This is a genomic window from Shimia sp. MIT1388 (assembly GCF_047124445.1).
Taxonomy (GTDB): domain Bacteria; phylum Pseudomonadota; class Alphaproteobacteria; order Rhodobacterales; family Rhodobacteraceae; genus Shimia.
Window position 1 is genome coordinate 1,717,969 of record NZ_CP138921.1, and the last position, 16,136, is coordinate 1,734,104.

Annotated in this window: 18 protein-coding genes; 6 read left to right on the top strand and 12 right to left on the bottom strand. The window is 58.5% G+C overall.

The window, feature by feature from the left end; genetic code table 11:
- The first annotated feature begins 106 nt into the window (after nucleotides 1-106).
- Nucleotides 107-895 (top strand): family 16 glycosylhydrolase, encoded by a 789-nt coding sequence (locus tag SIB92_RS08410; protein ID WP_412555373.1) that lies wholly within the window; start codon nucleotides 107-109, stop codon nucleotides 893-895.
- Between the two features lie 15 nt (nucleotides 896-910).
- Here SIB92_RS08410 and SIB92_RS08415 read toward each other — a convergent pair whose 3' ends face one another.
- The 3 genes from SIB92_RS08415 to SIB92_RS08425 form a co-directional block, all read right to left on the bottom strand.
- The gene (locus SIB92_RS08415) at nucleotides 911-1,036 is read right to left on the bottom strand and encodes a hypothetical protein (RefSeq protein WP_412555374.1); all 126 of its coding nucleotides are present in this window, start codon (nucleotides 1,034-1,036) and stop codon (nucleotides 911-913) included.
- Between the two features lie 160 nt (nucleotides 1,037-1,196).
- Nucleotides 1,197-2,927: a methyl-accepting chemotaxis protein gene (locus tag SIB92_RS08420; protein ID WP_412555375.1), complete on the bottom strand. Its 1,731-nt coding sequence runs from the start codon at nucleotides 2,925-2,927 to the stop codon at nucleotides 1,197-1,199.
- Between the two features lie 317 nt (nucleotides 2,928-3,244).
- The gene (locus tag SIB92_RS08425) at nucleotides 3,245-3,850 is read right to left on the bottom strand and encodes a nicotinate-nucleotide adenylyltransferase (RefSeq protein WP_412555376.1); all 606 of its coding nucleotides are present in this window, start codon (nucleotides 3,848-3,850) and stop codon (nucleotides 3,245-3,247) included.
- An 812-nt stretch (nucleotides 3,851-4,662) separates the two neighbouring features.
- Here SIB92_RS08425 and SIB92_RS08430 point away from each other — a divergent pair.
- Nucleotides 4,663-4,944 (top strand): hypothetical protein, encoded by a 282-nt coding sequence (locus SIB92_RS08430; protein WP_412555377.1) that lies wholly within the window; start codon nucleotides 4,663-4,665, stop codon nucleotides 4,942-4,944.
- A 452-nt stretch (nucleotides 4,945-5,396) separates the two neighbouring features.
- Nucleotides 5,397-7,052 carry an energy-dependent translational throttle protein EttA gene (gene ettA, locus SIB92_RS08435; RefSeq protein WP_412555378.1) on the top strand — a complete coding sequence of 552 codons (1,656 nt, stop codon included), beginning with the start codon at nucleotides 5,397-5,399 and terminating at the stop codon, nucleotides 7,050-7,052.
- 853 nt (nucleotides 7,053-7,905) lie between these two features.
- On the opposite strand, the gene SIB92_RS08440 is transcribed toward ettA, so the two are convergent.
- A complete protein-coding gene (locus SIB92_RS08440) occupies nucleotides 7,906-8,385 on the bottom strand; it encodes an REP-associated tyrosine transposase (protein WP_412555379.1) in 480 nt (159 codons plus the stop codon).
- Nucleotides 8,386-8,538: 153 nt separating this feature from the next.
- On the opposite strand from SIB92_RS08440, the gene SIB92_RS08445 reads away from it, so the two are divergent.
- On the top strand, nucleotides 8,539-8,925 hold the full coding sequence (locus SIB92_RS08445) for a hypothetical protein (protein WP_412555380.1): 387 nt from the start codon (nucleotides 8,539-8,541) through the stop codon (nucleotides 8,923-8,925).
- Nucleotides 8,926-9,021: 96 nt separating this feature from the next.
- A complete protein-coding gene (locus SIB92_RS08450; RefSeq protein WP_412555381.1) occupies nucleotides 9,022-9,237 on the top strand; it encodes a hypothetical protein in 216 nt (71 codons plus the stop codon).
- Nucleotides 9,238-9,297: 60 nt separating this feature from the next.
- Here the strand turns inward: SIB92_RS08450 and SIB92_RS08455 are convergent, their stop codons facing one another.
- Nucleotides 9,298-9,663 (bottom strand): BrnA antitoxin family protein, encoded by a 366-nt coding sequence (locus SIB92_RS08455; RefSeq protein ID WP_412555382.1) that lies wholly within the window; start codon nucleotides 9,661-9,663, stop codon nucleotides 9,298-9,300.
- 146 nt (nucleotides 9,664-9,809) lie between these two features.
- The gene (locus SIB92_RS08460; protein WP_295178049.1) at nucleotides 9,810-10,217 is read right to left on the bottom strand and encodes an acyl-CoA thioesterase; all 408 of its coding nucleotides are present in this window, start codon (nucleotides 10,215-10,217) and stop codon (nucleotides 9,810-9,812) included.
- Nucleotides 10,218-10,304: 87 nt separating this feature from the next.
- Here SIB92_RS08460 and SIB92_RS08465 point away from each other — a divergent pair, with 87 nt between their 5' ends.
- Nucleotides 10,305-11,462, top strand: a complete 1,158-nt coding sequence (locus SIB92_RS08465; RefSeq protein ID WP_412555383.1) for an NAD(P)/FAD-dependent oxidoreductase — start codon at nucleotides 10,305-10,307, stop codon at nucleotides 11,460-11,462.
- Here SIB92_RS08465 and trxC read toward each other — a convergent pair.
- From trxC to SIB92_RS08495, 6 genes are all read right to left on the bottom strand, one after another.
- Nucleotides 11,446-11,877 (bottom strand): thioredoxin TrxC, encoded by a 432-nt coding sequence (trxC, locus tag SIB92_RS08470; protein ID WP_412555384.1) that lies wholly within the window; start codon nucleotides 11,875-11,877, stop codon nucleotides 11,446-11,448. The genes SIB92_RS08465 and trxC overlap by 17 nt on opposite strands.
- Nucleotides 11,878-11,997: 120 nt before the next feature.
- Nucleotides 11,998-12,978 carry an ABC transporter substrate-binding protein gene (locus SIB92_RS08475; RefSeq protein WP_412555817.1) on the bottom strand — a complete coding sequence of 327 codons (981 nt, stop codon included), beginning with the start codon at nucleotides 12,976-12,978 and terminating at the stop codon, nucleotides 11,998-12,000.
- 196 nt (nucleotides 12,979-13,174) lie between these two features.
- The gene (locus SIB92_RS08480) at nucleotides 13,175-14,020 is read right to left on the bottom strand and encodes an ABC transporter permease (protein ID WP_294116281.1); all 846 of its coding nucleotides are present in this window, start codon (nucleotides 14,018-14,020) and stop codon (nucleotides 13,175-13,177) included.
- A complete protein-coding gene (locus tag SIB92_RS08485) occupies nucleotides 14,020-14,892 on the bottom strand; it encodes an ABC transporter permease (protein WP_294116282.1) in 873 nt (290 codons plus the stop codon). The genes SIB92_RS08480 and SIB92_RS08485 overlap by 1 nt, the downstream gene beginning before the upstream one ends.
- The gene (locus SIB92_RS08490; protein ID WP_412555385.1) at nucleotides 14,889-15,320 is read right to left on the bottom strand and encodes a GNAT family N-acetyltransferase; all 432 of its coding nucleotides are present in this window, start codon (nucleotides 15,318-15,320) and stop codon (nucleotides 14,889-14,891) included. The genes SIB92_RS08485 and SIB92_RS08490 overlap by 4 nt, the downstream gene beginning before the upstream one ends.
- Nucleotides 15,313-16,131, bottom strand: coding sequence for an ABC transporter ATP-binding protein (locus tag SIB92_RS08495; RefSeq protein WP_412555386.1), 819 nt, complete (start codon nucleotides 16,129-16,131; stop codon nucleotides 15,313-15,315). The genes SIB92_RS08490 and SIB92_RS08495 overlap by 8 nt, the downstream gene beginning before the upstream one ends.
- Between the last annotated feature and the right edge of the window lie 5 nt (nucleotides 16,132-16,136).

A 16,136-nucleotide genomic window follows, 5' to 3' on the forward strand; every position in this document is an offset into this window, starting at 1 on the left:
AAGGCGCGCGTTAACCATCACGCGCGTTTTGGCTTGCGCCCCTGCCCCACAGGATGCTCTCACAGGTATGGACATAATCCATTAACCTTAATCGGGTGGGGGCCTGATGCGTGGGATACTCGAGGGCGGACGCCGTCTGCGTCTTGGCCTGGCCGTGGCATTGACCATGGGCAGCGCCGGTGTGGCAGATCCAATCACCGGATTTTCAGAGCGGTTTGACCGTGCCCAGCCCAAGGGGTGGCAGGTGGCGCATTATGCCTTCTCGCACCCCGCGTTTGACACGGACTGGAGCCGGGACAATCTGCGCTTTGAACAGGGGCTACACTTCTCACTGACGCCGCAAAAAGCCGCCAAAAACCGTTTTCTCGGCGCCTCCATACGCCGCCAGGCCCGCAGCCACTATGGCCGCTATGAAGCCCTGCTGCGCCCGGCCAAAGGCGCCGGTCTTGTCACCGGATTTTTCACCTACACCGGTCCGCACTACGGCACGCAACATGATGAAATCGACATCGAGTTTTTGGGTCAGGACACCACAAAAATACAGGTCGCCTGGTTTGTGGGTGGCCGCCTGACCGCGCATAAAATCCCCTTGGGGTTTGATGCCGCGGACCGCCCCCGCCGCTATGCCTTTGAATGGCACCCGGACCGGCTGCGGTGGTATGTGGAGGATCATCTGATTTTTGAGGTCACAGACGAAGAAGCTCGGCTGCCCAAGGAACCCGGCTTTATTTTTGCCAATCTCTGGGCCGTGGACAAATCCGTGCAATCCTGGGCAGGCTTCGCAGCGGACGACACCACCGCTCAAGCCTTTGTTGGCGAAGTGACCTTTGCGCCGCTGGAAACGCTCACCGCCGAGGTTTCCCCCCCGGAACCAATCCTGCGACCTGTCCCCTAGAACGGGTCCGTCACCTCATCGGCTCCCAAGAAATCCAAGGCTGGTGGAAGCCGCAAAGCTCTTTTCTGCAGAACCGGTGGCCGCCATGGCAGAGACCGCCAGCACAGTCAGCGTCACAAACATCATTGCGCGTTTTTGCATCACAATTCCTCTACTGACACCACTCCCCCGAGTGCCTTCATCGTGGCTGGATTCGGTAAAGCCCGCGTGAAGAAATCCGCCTTTCCTCCCCACAAAAGCAAAGGCCGGCGTGCGATCCCTGCACCCCGGCCTTTGTCAATTTTGCGCTTGGAAAACCCCGTCAGGCAGACTGGCGGTAGTCCTCTTCATAAGAAGCAGAGGACGCCCCTCCAACCGAGGACGGACGGAAGCTTGCCACCAGTTCGGCCAGCTCTCGGGCCGCCTCTTGCAAGGCCCGGCCTTGCGCGCTGGAGCGATCCACCAGGCTGGCGTTCTGTTGCGTCACGCGGTCCAGATCCATCACACCGGAGTTGATCTCGGTGATCGCGGTCGCCTGGTCGCGCGAGCTGTCGGCAATCTGCACCGCCAACCGGCTCACTTCCTGGATCTTGGTGATGATACCTTCGATTGCCTTACCCGCCTGATCGACAAGGTCCACGCCCACTTCCACCTGATCCGAGGAGGTGTCGATCAACTCTTTAATCTCATGTGCACTTGTCGCCGACCGCAGCGCCAGAGAACGCACTTCGGACGCCACAACAGCAAAGCCGCGACCGCTATCGCCAGCCCGTGCCGCCTCAACCCCGGCGTTCAACGCCAACAGGTTGGTCTGGAAGGAGATATCTTCGATCACGCGGTTGATTTCACTGATCTTACCGGCGCTGTCCTTGATGTCCTGCATCGCGTCCACGGCCGATTTCACAATCTCGCCACCGCGCAACGCCTCTTCTTTGGTGGCGTCCACGGTGTTTTCGACCGACTTGGTTTGGTCGGACGCGGTCTGCACCCCGTCGGTGATCGAACCAATTGCTGCCGCGGTCTCTTCCAGTGTTGCCGCCTGAGCCTCGGTGCGTTTGGCAAGGTTTTGCGTGCCTTCCGCCATTTCGCCAGTCTCATCTTCGATCTGCGAAATGGTGCCCAATACGCGGCCAATCACATCGTCCAACGCCTCAGCGGTCTTGTTGAAGTCCGCTCGCAGCATCTCATAGTCGCTGCTGAACTCAGCCGTAATCCGGTGGCTCAGCTGCCCCTGCGCCAGATGGTTCAACCCGTCGGCCAGCTCATTCACAACCTCGGATTGCTCCCGCGCAGACTCTTTGGCCTGATCTTCCATTGCCTTGTTGGCTTTGATCGTCTCCACAAATTCGCGCACGGCCCGCGCCAAGCGGCCCAGCTCGTCCTTACGATCGGTCGACGGCACCTCGCTTGCGGTATCCCCTTCGCGCAACGCCGTAATCCGCGCCACAATCCGCGCCAATGGACGGGTCACACCCGCAGCGGAGAAATACACAATCGCCGACATCACCAGACAGATCACCGCAACCGCAATCAACGACTGCATATACAGCTCATTCACCACCGCTGCGATCACGCCGTCGTAAAAGCCCATGACCATCTCGGCCACAACCGTGCCATCGGTGTGGTGGATCGGGAATTTCACATAGGCCACGTGGTTGGCTTCAAACCGCGCTTCCGCTTCTTCCATCGCCAGGATTTCGGCCACGCCGTCTTCCCAGCCGGTTTGATCCGCGCCTTCCACGGCCACTTTGGCAAACAGCTCGCCGTCCACGAAGACTTTGGCAAACAATGCGTTTTCCATTTGGGTCACACCAGCAATCGCGCCCGCGGCGCCATCGGTGTTAAAGTCCCATACAGCCGCAGCCACCGGCGGTGCCACAAAGGTCTGCGACAGCGCCAATTCGCTCTCAAACGCCTTTATCAACGTGTTGCTCTGTTTGGTCACCCAAAACACGGTGGTCGCAATGAAGGACACCAAAATACAGGCCACGATCGGCAGCAACAGCCGCCCCATGATCGACAGCCCAAAGGACCGCTTCTTCTCACCAGTCATTATTCGCTCCGGCCAGACCGTTGCCACATCCTGTGGTGGGGCCTGATTAGGCGCCAGCTTTTTGGCGCAGTTTCAATCTGTTACGCGCTTCCACCCCGACAACTGCGCAGACCGGAAGCCTCATCTTCCCAAGCCGACGCAGCGCCGGATGAGAAACCGTTACCTCTGTGTGTGTCTCTGTGCTTTGACGGGGAAACCGCAAATTCGGCTGCCCAAAAGACGCAGAGACGCCTTTAGTTCCTCGGTCAAACTAGACCTGCTGAGTTAATAGAGACTTACGGGGTGCGACAGTATTTCACACATAAAGGAGAAACACTTTAACCCTTTGGCCAAGCGCCATTTTTTCGCAACTGCGTGGAGCTGATGTCTTGCATAGGCACGTTAACAAAGGCCCAGACAGGGGCATCCAGACGACTCAGCGCGCGGCTGTGACGCGGATGTAATTGCGCGTGCCGAAACACCTGCGCCGCCTTGGCCGTGCGCGCCTCGATCCGATCGCCTGGCCGCGCCAACACGCCCACCGGCACCCGGGCCATGATGTCCTGCCAATCTTTCCAACGGTGAAACTGCGCCAGGTTATCCGCGCCCATCAGCCAAACAAACCGTGCTTGCGGACATGTGTCCTGCAACACGGCGAGCGTTTCCGCCGTGTACCGCGTACCGACTTGGCTCTCAAAGTCACAGATCTGCACACGCGGATGGTCCATAATCTCCCGCGCCGCGGCCATGCGCCGCGCCAGCTTGGCCGGTCCACGATCTTTGAGCGGATTGCCCGGGCTCACCAGCCACCAGATCTGATCCAGATCGAAGCGCTTCAGCGCCTCTTTGGTGATATGCACATGCCCCGCGTGCGGCGGATCAAACGATCCCCCCAGCAACCCAATCCGCTGGCCGCGCGCAACATATGGCAATCCGTAAGGCACGGGGTTTAGTGGGCTTTTGTGATGGGAAGGTCAACCTCCGACCAAATGCTCAGCAAAGCTGCGCAGTCCCGGCAATATGAGGGCCACTTCATCACTTGTGGACTAAGCAAGATCGACAGCTATGGAACGTGTTAAGTTGCGTGCGACTTCAGGGCTTTCTTGAACCAAATTTTTGCCTAGAATCGCGGTGACCAGTATTGGGACCCGAATGCCATCGAAAGTGTGAGAAACGAAATGTCTGACCTTAGAGACGATCGAAAGAAAAAGCAGAGGATAGGCGCCCTAATGATCATCTTTTTGTGCGCGCTCTGCCTGGCCGGTTTCTATGCGGCATACATTTGGGAAGGTCGGCATGAGACGCACCTTTACAGTGAATCGACGATGACAACAGCTTTCTGGGTAAGTTTGTTTTCGGCAATTCTTCTCATATCCAAAATCCTTCCTGCAATGTTTTCAAGGGAAGACTAGCCGGAGGAGCTTTGCACGGGAAATGAACTACCTATCTCGCATTGCAGTTTTTGCAGTCTTTGTGCTGGTTGGCTATTTCGACGATGGGCGCCTTAGCGTTTTCGACATTTTTGGCTTGACCGTGATCGGGCTGTGCTTGGCGTTCTATGACCAAATTCGGAAGTCCCTTGAACCGTTCATTGGGCCACCATCATAGGAGATCCCACGCCACACTGGACCCGGGACCTCTGCACCAATTGCATTGTGCAAGCTCCTACGTAAGCATCCCTAAATAGACTGCACGAATTTGAACGGAACTTTCTCTTTAGCCTCAACATGCCTTTAAAAACGAATAAGAAGCTTCAATGACCACCGAAACCAAGACAGCGCTTTTTTCCAAAGCCAAAATCTTTGAATACCTAAAGCAACGACTGAGCCAAACAGGCGGCAAACGAAAAGCGGTAGTTCTTTTTGTGATCTATGTGGGAGGAATTTGCGCCCTGCTTTTTGCAACCGAAGACACCATGCGAGACACTTATGGGCGCTCCCTAGGCCATGTGAAGACCATTATCTTCCTCTGCCTTGCGGGGCTCTTTGCCTACGGAGTTCAAGATTGTTTGCGTTTTCATAGCTACAGCGGCAAGTGACGGCGGCGTAACCCAACACCCAACACATCGCAAACTCCTCCTCCGTGATCGCGCGGATCATTGCCCTTTTGCCCGCGCGCGGCTAGTCTTTCGGGTGTTGAAAAGCACAGCCCAACGTCCCAACACTTCAGGCAAACAGATTTGAAACCATCAAAAAATTTCTGGAGAAATTTCTTTCTTGTGGCAGCCGTTGTCGCGCAGTCCTCCAACTTTGTATTATTACAGTTCGGCATTAACACAGGCATGACATGGGAACCCATCGCACTAGGTGCGTCTCTGCTGTTTGTGGTCGTTGTTTTGGATCACATCAAAAGCAAGTGACACACACGGCTTCAACGCGTACGGGTGATTTGAAGCAAGCTGACATCCGAAACACCAACCTCCATTGCCCCCGCCCCCGCCCTCCGCTATCACACCTCCCAACGTGAATTCTGGCGAACGGAGTCGTCCCAATGGCCTCATATCAGTACGTCTACCACATGCAGGGTGTCTCCAAGACCTATCCCGGCGGCAAAAAGTGCTTTGAAAACATCCACCTGTCCTTCCTTCCGGGCGTAAAAATCGGCGTCGTCGGCGTCAACGGCGCCGGTAAATCGACTCTGATGAAAATCATGGCCGGTCTGGACAAGGACTTCACCGGAGAAGCCTGGGCCGCAGAAGGCGCCAAAGTGGGCTACCTGCCACAGGAGCCACAGCTCGACGAAAGCCTGAACGTGCGCGAAAACGTCATGCTGGGTGTGAAAGCCAAGAAAGATATCTTGGACCGCTACAACGAACTGGCGATGAACTACAGCGACGAAACCGCCGAGGAAATGGCCAAGCTGCAGGACGACATCGACGCCCAAAACCTCTGGGATCTGGACAGCCAGGTCGACATCTCCATGGAAGCCCTGCGCTGCCCGCCCGATGACGCCGCTATCGCCGATCTCTCCGGCGGTGAAAAACGCCGCGTCGCGCTCTGCAAACTGCTGCTCGAAGCGCCTGACATGCTGCTGCTCGACGAACCGACCAACCACCTCGACGCGGAAACCATCGCCTGGCTGCAACAGCACCTGATCGACTACAAAGGCACCATCCTCTGCGTCACCCACGACCGCTACTTCCTCGACGACATCACCAGCTGGATCCTTGAGCTCGACCGCGGCCGCGGCATCCCATACGAGGGCAACTACTCCGCATGGCTAGAGCAGAAAGCCAAACGTCTGGAGCAGGAAGCCCGCGAAGACAAATCCAAGCAGAAAACGCTGGAGCGCGAACTGGAATGGATGCGTCAGGGCCAGAAAGCCCGTCAGGCCAAATCCAAGGCACGTATCTCCGCCTATAACGAGATGGCCAACCAGTCTGAGCGCGAAAAAGTTGGCCGCGCACAGATCGTCATTCCAAACGGCCCACGCCTGGGCTCCAAGGTGATCGAGGTCAACGGCCTGTCCAAGCACTTTGGCGACAAGCAGCTGATCGAAAACCTCGAATTCTCCCTGCCGCCGGGCGGCATTGTCGGCGTGATCGGCCCCAACGGCGCCGGTAAATCCACACTCTTCAAAATGCTCACCGGTCAGGAACAGCCCGACGAAGGCACCGTGGAATACGGCGACACCGTGAAGCTCTCCTACGTCGATCAGTCCCGAGACGACCTGAACGACAAAGACACCGTCTGGGAAGCCATCTCCGGCGGCGCGGAAATCATCGAGCTGGGCGATGCCCAAGTGAACTCCCGCGCCTACTGCTCGTCTTTCAACTTCAAAGGCGGCGATCAACAGAAACCGCTGAACCTGCTGTCCGGTGGGGAACGCAACCGTGTGCACATGGCGCGCCTCTTGAAAGAAGGCGGCAACGTCCTTCTGCTCGACGAACCGACCAACGACCTCGACGTTGAGACCCTCCGTGCCCTCGAAGACGCCCTCGTGGATTTCGCAGGCTGCGCCGTGGTCATCTCCCACGACCGCTTCTTCCTCGACCGCATCTGTACCCACATCCTCGCCTTCGAAGGCGACGCCCATGTGGAATGGTTCGAAGGCAACTTTGAGGACTACGAAGAAGACAAGAAACGGCGTCTAGGCCCAGACGCCTTGGAGCCCAAACGTCTCAAGCATAAGAAGTTTACACGGTAAGTGTTTGACCCCGTAAAACACTTACAGCGCGTGGCAGGGTTTTGGCGCAGCTAGAACCCGTACGCGCCCCGGTGAGACGGCACCCAAACGCTGAGTAACCAAACAAAAACACCCGCGCTCCGGCCCGGGTGTTCTTTTTTTTCTACAACATCAAAAACTGCCACCCCATAGCCCGCAGAGCGGGCTTACGCGTCCGACCCGCCCCCACGGGCGGGCGCGTTCGCACCCACCCTCGGATCGGACGCGCAGGATTTCACCCCTGCAGAAATCGCAATATCTTGTGCGCCCGCAATCATGGAGCGCAAATTATGCATGCGGCAAGTTGACGCACTACTCGAATCGCGGTAGAAGTAGTGCAAGTTCTCGATCCACTTTCCAGCAGCGCGCCGACCAGCGGGCGTAAAACGCTGAGAACACCCGTTGGAAGTTGACTTGGGAGCCAGCGCTTAGCGGCGTTATGTCGAAACTCTAGCGAGGACTAGGCTAAGGCGCTCCTCCAACGTGACGTTGTGGGCCACCCGCCGACCGGAAACTTCAAGTGATCATAGAGGTTGCCAAGCCGCCAACTTAGGGGCGGGATACAAATTCTGAGCGTAGATCAACGCTCATCATGATGAGCATCGCTGGAGGGTTACTTCATGCGGTTTTCATTCAAGTTGGAAGGGCGAGTATCATATGCCGATGTGATCGGTACTGTGGCACTCTTGCTGACAATCATGGGATTTTTCTTGTGATGTTGGGCGGCGGCAACGCCGCCCTTCCTTCATTCCGGCGCTGCTTACCCGTAGGGTGCGCATTCACTGCGCACCACTTCCGCCTCCACACGCCACAACGGTGCGCAAAATTGCGCACCCTACGGCCATCGCCCGGCCGCAATGTCGCGATGCACCGACGAATACGGCCAATCTTCCGCGGTGTTAACAAACCCATGTTTCACCGGGTTCAAATGGCAATACCGTATTGCTGCGACATAGCTGTCCGCATCCCGAATATGATGCTCCCAAAACCGCCGCTGCCACACGGCACGCTCCCGTCGTGCCACATGGCTCGCCCGCCGAACGCCCTTCGGGACGGACCGTGAAAACCGAGCCTTGATCACCTGCCAACGTCGCGCATAGTCGCTATCGCCCGGCGGCAATGTCCAAACGGCGTGCATATGGTCGGGCATCACCACCCAGGCATCGATGTAAAAACGTCGCTCGGCGCGTGTTTTGAACACAGCCTCTCGTAACGCATGAATACGCTGCACCAACAAATCACCACCACGCTCAGCCAGATTGACGGTGAAAAACACCGTCGCGCCGGGCACTTTGGGACGAATGTATCGGGACATACCTCCACTCTGTTCTGGCATGGTTAACAATTCGCTAACTGGCAAACCGACCAACACTAAACATCACCCCCCCGCCATCCCCCTGTAACACCTCTTAAAACCACCACACCGCGCCCCCATCCTCGGCAAACCACCACTCACGAGGATCACCCCATGCGCCACCTGCTCCCTGCCCTCATCGCCGCGCTCTTCATGGGTGCGCTCATCGCGTTAGACATCGCCCGGCCCCTCGGCGCCCACCCGTGGTGGAGCCAGAAAACCCTCATGATCGGCGCGCTTTTCGGCCTGATCCTCGCCCCCCTCGCGGGCCTCAAACTGCGCCCGCTCCCGCTGACCATCACCTTTGCCATCATCACCGCGCTGGCCTTCGCCATCGCCAAATACGGCCAAACCCAATTCGCCGCCTCTTATGCCGAAGATCAATTTGCCGGAAAGCTCTGGTATGTCGGCTGGATCGCCACAGGGGCCACCCTCACCGCGACCCTCACCGCCGCCTTCACTGCCCTCGCCAAAACCCGACGCCCCAACAAACCCGGATAAGTTTTAGCCACCGCCCACAGCAAAGCCCCAACCGTGCCACATTTGCGCCCCATTTCACCCTAGTAATGGTTAACGACACTAACCGGAGACGCAGACATGGCCCTCATCCTCATCTTTGCTGGCAGCATCGCAGGCATCCTGCTTGGTGGCGTTCAGATGATGTTTCAGGACGCCTCGGTCTGGACCGCCCTCACAACCTATCTGAGTTTCTCCCTCGGCTTCCCGCTCAGCGCTGGCCTCATTGGCCTCACGCTCACCGCTCTGCGCGGCCGCTTTGCCGAACAAGACGAGTTTGGCCTCTACAAAGCCTAACGCTTTCTCTTTCTCAAAATACCTCGGGGAGTCACAGCCTGCTGTGACGGGGCAGCGCCCCTAGTCGCGCAACCGTGCCGCCAAATGCGCGTCCAGTTGCACCTCTTCTGCAATCTTCATCTGCGCCCAGGTCGCCAGCAACCGATTGATGCGTGCCTGATAGCCCTGCCCCATGGCACGGTAAAACTTCGCCACCGAACGATCCAGATACAGCGTCACCTTCTCCTTCGGCTCCGCCACATCCAGATCCTGCTCCAGCGTGTGCCACGCCTCCGGCACCGCCTCCCGCAAGGCTTCCGTCACCCAGGTCTCAGACGTCAACACCAGCAGGTTGCGCCCCAGCGCCTCCCGCGCCATGCGCTGCGCCTTCGTGCCTTTGCCGGCCCGCTGAAACAACGGTAACTCTTCGCTCTGATCCTCAGACATCCTGCGCCTCCTCAGAGCACACCCTGCCCATCAGAGGTTAAAGCCGCAAAACCCCAGCGCCCGCCGCCGTTGCGCTGTGCCCAAATACGCACCTCCGCAAAACAGCCGCGATACAGACGCAATACCGACGTGCCAATCCGCCCCAATTAGCGCGGCGGCCAGGCCGCATCTTCTTCTGGCACAGGCCGCGGTTTGCCATCCTCATCAATCGCCACATAGGTGAACACCGCCTCGGTCACCTTCTCCGAAACACCCCGCCGGTGCCGCACCGCCCAAGCCTCGATCTTGACCCCCATAGAACTCCGTCCAACGCGTTCCACCCAGGCCCAGACACAGAGCACATCGCCCACCTGAACAGGTCGAATAAACTGCATCGCATCCACAGCCACCGTGGTCACCCGCCCTTTGGCGCGTTGAGCGGCGACAATGCCGCTGGCAATGTCCATCTGGCTCAACACCCAGCCACCAAAAATGTCGCCATTGATGTTCACATCTGACGGCATCGCCAGCACCCGCAGGGTTGCTTCTCCGTCTGGTTGTTTCTCGTCACTCATGGCGCTTCCTTTCTTGGCTTTCCCCACCCTAACCCTCTGGCGCCGCCGCGAAAAGCTGGTAGAAACCCGCCCCAGAAGGACGCGCGCATGACCCAGTTTGACATCATTGTAATAGGCGGAGGCCCTGCCGGCAGCGCTGCGGCCACCTGGGCAGCAAAACAGGGCCGCTCCGTGGCGCTGATCGACAAGGCATCCTTCCCCCGCAACAAGCTCTGCGGCGGACTGTTTACCGAGCGCAGCCGGACCTATTATCACGAGATTTTTGGCCAAGACGTCGACCTCGCCCACGCCGTCACGCGCGAGGAAATTGCCTTCTGGCATGAGGGGCGCGAGCTGGCCGTGCTCTCTGACATCCCGCCGCTGCATCTGACCATGCGGCTGGATCTTGATGCCGCAATGTTCGCCCATGCGCTAGATGCAGGTGTTGAGGATTTCACCGGGCAAGCCATCGCAGAACTCACTGAAACCGCAGTGAAATTGCGCAACGGCACCACCCTGACCGCCGCTGTGATCATCGGCGCGGACGGGGTGAACTCGATTGTCGCCAAGCAGCTGTTTGGCAAATCCTTTGACACCAAAACCATCGGCTTTGGTCTGGAAATCGAGGCGCCTTTGTCGGCCCAAGATCCGGCCGAGCAGCCTTTGCGCATAGACTTTGCCGCCGCCACCTGGGGCTACGGCTGGTCCTTCCCCAAACAAGGCTCCACCACGGTGGGCGTAGGCGGTCTGCGGGCACCAAACCCGGATATGAAAGACCACATGCAGCGCTACATGCGCACGCTGGGCCTGCCCTCCGAGGCGGTGAAAATCAAAGGCCACCACCTGCCCTTTGGAGACTTCCGCCCCACACCGGGGCGCGCGCATATCCTGCTGGCGGGCGACGCCGCCGGGTTGGTGGATCCGATCACCGGCGAAGGCATTGCCTTTGCCATGAAAAGCGGCCAGCTCGCCGCACAGGCCGCCTGTGACGCGCTCAAAGCCAACGCGCCCCACGCCGCCATCGATCTCTATAAAGCCGAGCTCAAAGACATGCACCGCAACCTGCGCATCGCCCGCAACCTGCGCCGCATCATCTTTGCGCCCCGCTGGCAGAAAGCCTTCATCGGCACCTTCCGCCGCTCCGGCACGGTGCGCATGATGTATATGCGGCTTCTGGCAGGCGAAGTGGAATATCCGGAACTGGCCCGCCGCGTGCTGGCCCGCCTGCCCCGCTACCTGCTCAACGCGCTCAGACGGACGCCTTAACCCATTTCACAATCGCTGCCTTGGGCATCGCCCCAGACTGCCGTGCGCGCTCTTTGCCGTTGGTAAACGCGGCCATGGTTGGAATGCCACGAATGCGGTATTTCGCGCCTGCATTTTTATGCGCTTCGGTGTTGAGCTTCACCAGCCGCACCGCGCCTTTCACCTCCTGCGCCGCCGCCTGATACTGCGGCGCCATCTGCCGACACGGCCCACACCACGGCGCCCAGAAATCCACAACCAGCGGCACATCATCCGTGCGCACAGCCTTCTCAAAGGCTGCGAGATCAACCTCCGCCACCTTGCCGCTCATCAAGCCTTTGCCGCAAGTGCCGCACTTCGGTCCCGCGCCCAGCTTGTCAAACGGAACACGGTTCACCTGGCCACAGTCAAAACAGGTCAGCTTCTTGCCGCTCATAAGAATTCTCCGCCGTCACATTCCGCAATCCACATATGTGGCGCACACCGGAAATGAAACCCTGTCACCAAAGAAAAAGGCCGGGCAAAACCCGGCCTTATCCTACGCTTGAAACGAACCTTAGTTCAGAGCTTTGTCGGTAATCGCGTGGGTCCACGCGCCCTCTGGCTTCTTGGTGATCACAGGATCAGACCCACCGGACATCAGGCTGTCCACGGTACGCTCATAGTCCGCTACATCCAGCGCGCCATTGCTGCCTGCGGTCAGCTTGGCAATCTCGCTCATCATACGCACCTGATGCTCTTCGGTCTGCGCACCGGAGGCATCGTTGTCCAGCACGATCAGTGCCGCCTCTTCTGGGTTCTCTTCAGCCCACTTCCAGCCTTTCATGGACGCGCGCACAAAGCGCACCATCTTGTCCTCAAACGCCGGATCGGCCAGCTTCTCTTCCATGACGTACATGCCGTCTTCCAGCGTCGCCACGCCTTGGTCTTCATACTTGAACACCACCAGATCATCCGGGCTCAGACCCGCGTCAATGATCTGCCAGTATTCGTTATAGGTCATGGTCGACACACAAGCCGCCTGCCCCTGCAGGATCGGGTCCACGTTGAAGCCCTGCTTCAGAACCGTCACACCACCGTCAGAGCCGTCTGTAGCCAGCCCCAGCTTGCTCATCCAGCTCAGGAACGGATACTCGTTGCCAAAGAACCAAACGCCCAGCGTCTTGCCGGCAAAATCCTCCGGCGAGGTCACGCCCGCGTCCTTACGGCAAGTCAGCATCATGCCGGAGGCTTTGAACGGCTGCGCGATGTTCACCAGCGCGAGGCCTTTTTCGCGGGACGCCAAAGCAGACGGCATCCAGTCCAGCACCACATCGGCACCACCACCTGCAATCACCTGCGCAGGCGCAATATCCGGGCCACCGGGCTTGATGGTCACGTTCAGGTCTTCTTCGGCATAAAAGCCTTTGTCCTGCGCCACATAGTAGCCCGCAAACTGGGCCTGCGTGACCCACTTAAGCTGCAAGGTCACATCATCTGCGGCCTGCGCCACGCTGGCGGCAACGCCCAGCGCTGCTGCGGTCAGAGCTTTCATCATCGTTTTCATTTTGGCTTTCTCCTTGTTGGTATTTGGCTGTTTGTTATTGCTGCACCATCTCCGTGGTGCCTGTCACAAAGCAGAACCCTCTGGGATTGCTATGAATTCATTCAAATTTGCCTTTGCCTAACTCCGCATCTTCCGGGCACAGGATTGCACATCCCCTGCCCGGAGGGAAAAGGAAGTTACCTCTTCGTCATCGCGATTTCCTCTGTGAGGGATGCCAGAAGGTCACAGACTTCTCAAGCAAGGCCACACCGCCGTAAAACAGCGAGCCAGCTAGGGCTGCGACCACAATCTCCGCCCAAACCATATCCAGCGCAAGCCGTCCGACCTCTGTCGAGATCCGGAAGCCCATGCCTTTGATCGGACTGCCAAAAAATTCAGCAACGATCGCGCCGATCAAGGCCAGCGTGGTGGAGATTTTCAACCCGTTGAAGATAAACGGCATCGCCGCAGGCAGCCTCAGCTTCATCAACGTCTGACCATAGCTGGACGCATAGGTCCGCATCAGATCCCGCTGCATATGATCCGTCGCTTGGAGCCCTTCCACCGTGTTCACCAACATCGGGAAGAACACCATGACCACGACAACGGCGGCCTTGGATTGCCAGTCAAAGCCAAACCACATCACCATGATCGGTGCCATGCCAATGATCGGCAGCGCGGCGACAAAGTTGCCCACCGGCAGCAAGCCCCGCTGCAAGAACGGGAAGCGGTCAATCACCAGCGCCGTCAGGAAGGCCGCGCCGCAGCCCAGAATGTACCCCGACATGGCGCCTTTGATCACCGTCTGCACAAAGTCTTCCCACAAGATCGGGATCGACGTGGCAAACTTCAGCGCAATCGCCGTGGGCGCAGGCAGCAGCACAGGGTTGATCTCAAACCCGCGCACCGCACATTCCCAAAGCACCACAATGGTCAGACCAAAGATCACTGGCACCGCCAGTGCGCTAAACTGCGTCCGCGGACGATGGGACAAGTAAGAGTTCACCCGCCAGCCCACCAGCCACGCAACAAGTCCAAAAACAATCCAACCCATCACGCCATCCCCATCCGTTTGAGAACCACTTTCTGGATCACGCCGATGATCGCCACCAGCGCCGCCGCGAGGGCCGCTGCCGTAATCAACGCGCTCCAGATCTGGATCGTCTGTCCATAGTAACTGCCGGCCAGCAAGCGTGCGCCCAATCCGGCCACAGCCCCTGTCGGCAATTCCCCCACAATGGCCCCCACCAGCGAAGCCGCCATAGCCACCTTCAGCGAGGGGAACAGGAACGGCATCGAGCTTGGCAAGCGCAGTTTCCAGAACTCCTGCCCTTTGGTGGCGCTCCAGGTCTTCATCTGATCGACCATCATATGATCCGGGCTGCGCAGGCCTTTCACCATGCCAACAACCACTGGGAAGAAGCTGAGGTACATGGAAATCACCGCTTTAGGCAGCAGGCCGGAGATGCCAATCGCGTTCAGAACCACAATGATCATCGGCGCAATCGCCAGGATCGGAATGGTCTGGCTGGCAATCACCCAGGGCATGACGCTCATGTCCATGGTGCGGTTGTAAACAATCCCCACCGACAGTGCGACGCCCAGCCCCGTGCCCAGCGCAAAGCCCAAAAGCGTGGCGGAGAGCGTGATCCAGCTGTGATAAATCAGGCTGCGCTTGGAAAACGCGCGCCCTTTGGCGACCATCTCACCGGTGGTTTTCCAAATTTCCTTGCCCACCTGATGCGGCGCTGGAAGCTTGGGTTTCTTCTGCTGCATCGTGTCGGCCACCATCTCGGAGAAAGTGATCTCCACATTGGCGCGTTTGGCTTTGTCATAGGCCCAAGGCGCATTAAGCGCGACGGCCCCCGCATACCACAGCACAAAAATCGCGGCGACAACGGTCAGGATCGGTCCGATATTCCTCATGCCCGCCACTCCATCCGCACTTCGCGCAGGCTTTCGTGAATGTCTCCGTCGTGACGGCTCACCTCTTGGAAACCCTCGCGTTTATAAAACCGCTGCGCGGCTTCATTGGCCTCATGCGTATGCAGCCAAACAAAGTCGCGCCCCGCTTTGGCTTTGTCCATCAACGCCTTACCCACACCTGCGCCCGTCGTGCGGCAATAAAGCCCGCCCACCCGTGACACCGCAGGGTCAAACGACAAATAGCCCTCAATGGGATCACCCGCGACCCAGATCTCGCGATCCGGCAGAGCTTCGCGAATAAGTCCTGCAATCTCTTGCGCGGTGTAAGGCGAGTCCATCCACTCGGTCGCCGTTTCCCAATCACAGACGATCCGCGCCATAGCGTCGGCATCCGCCTCCATGGCCCGTCTCAAAACCACCTCAGTCATCGCCGTGCCCCGCACGCAGGCCATCGCGCACCCGATGTGCAATCTCGATGAACTCAGGGCTGTCGCGAATATCGAGCGGCCGCTCTTTGGGCAAAGTGCTCTCGATCACATCATGAATGCGCCCCGGACGCGGACTCATCACCACAATCTTCGTGCTCAGATACACCGCCTCAGGAATGGAGTGCGTCACAAAGCCAATGGTCTTATTGGTCCGCGCCCACAACTCCAGAAGCTGCTCATTCAGGTGATCGCGCACAATCTCGTCCAGCGCCCCGAAAGGCTCATCCATCAACAAAATATCCGCATGAAACGCCAGCGCCCGGGCAATGCTGGCCCGCTGTTGCATCCCGCCGGACAGCTGCCACGGGTACTTCTTCTCAAACCCTTCCAGATGCACCAGCTCCAGCACCTCTTTCACAGACTTGTCCTGCTCGGCTTTATCAACGCCCATGATCTCCAGCGGCAGGCGAATGTTGCCGCCAATGGTGCGCCACGGATAGAGCCCCGCGTGCTGGAACACATAGCCATAGGCCCGCGCCTTGCGTGCCTCCGCCGGGCTCACGCCATTGACGGTGATCTCCCCCGCCGTGGGCTGTTCCAGATCGGCCATACAGCGCAGGAATGTGGTCTTGCCACAGCCCGACGGCCCAATGAAGGAGACAAAATCCCCCTTGTTGATCTCAAGGTCCACATCCTTGAGCGCATGCACCGGCCCATCGTTGGTCTGAAACGTCAGGCTCAGGTTCTTGGCGCTGATCACGCTTGACACACCGCTCTCCACTTCTCTGATAGTCTTATTGTTTTTGTCCATTGCGG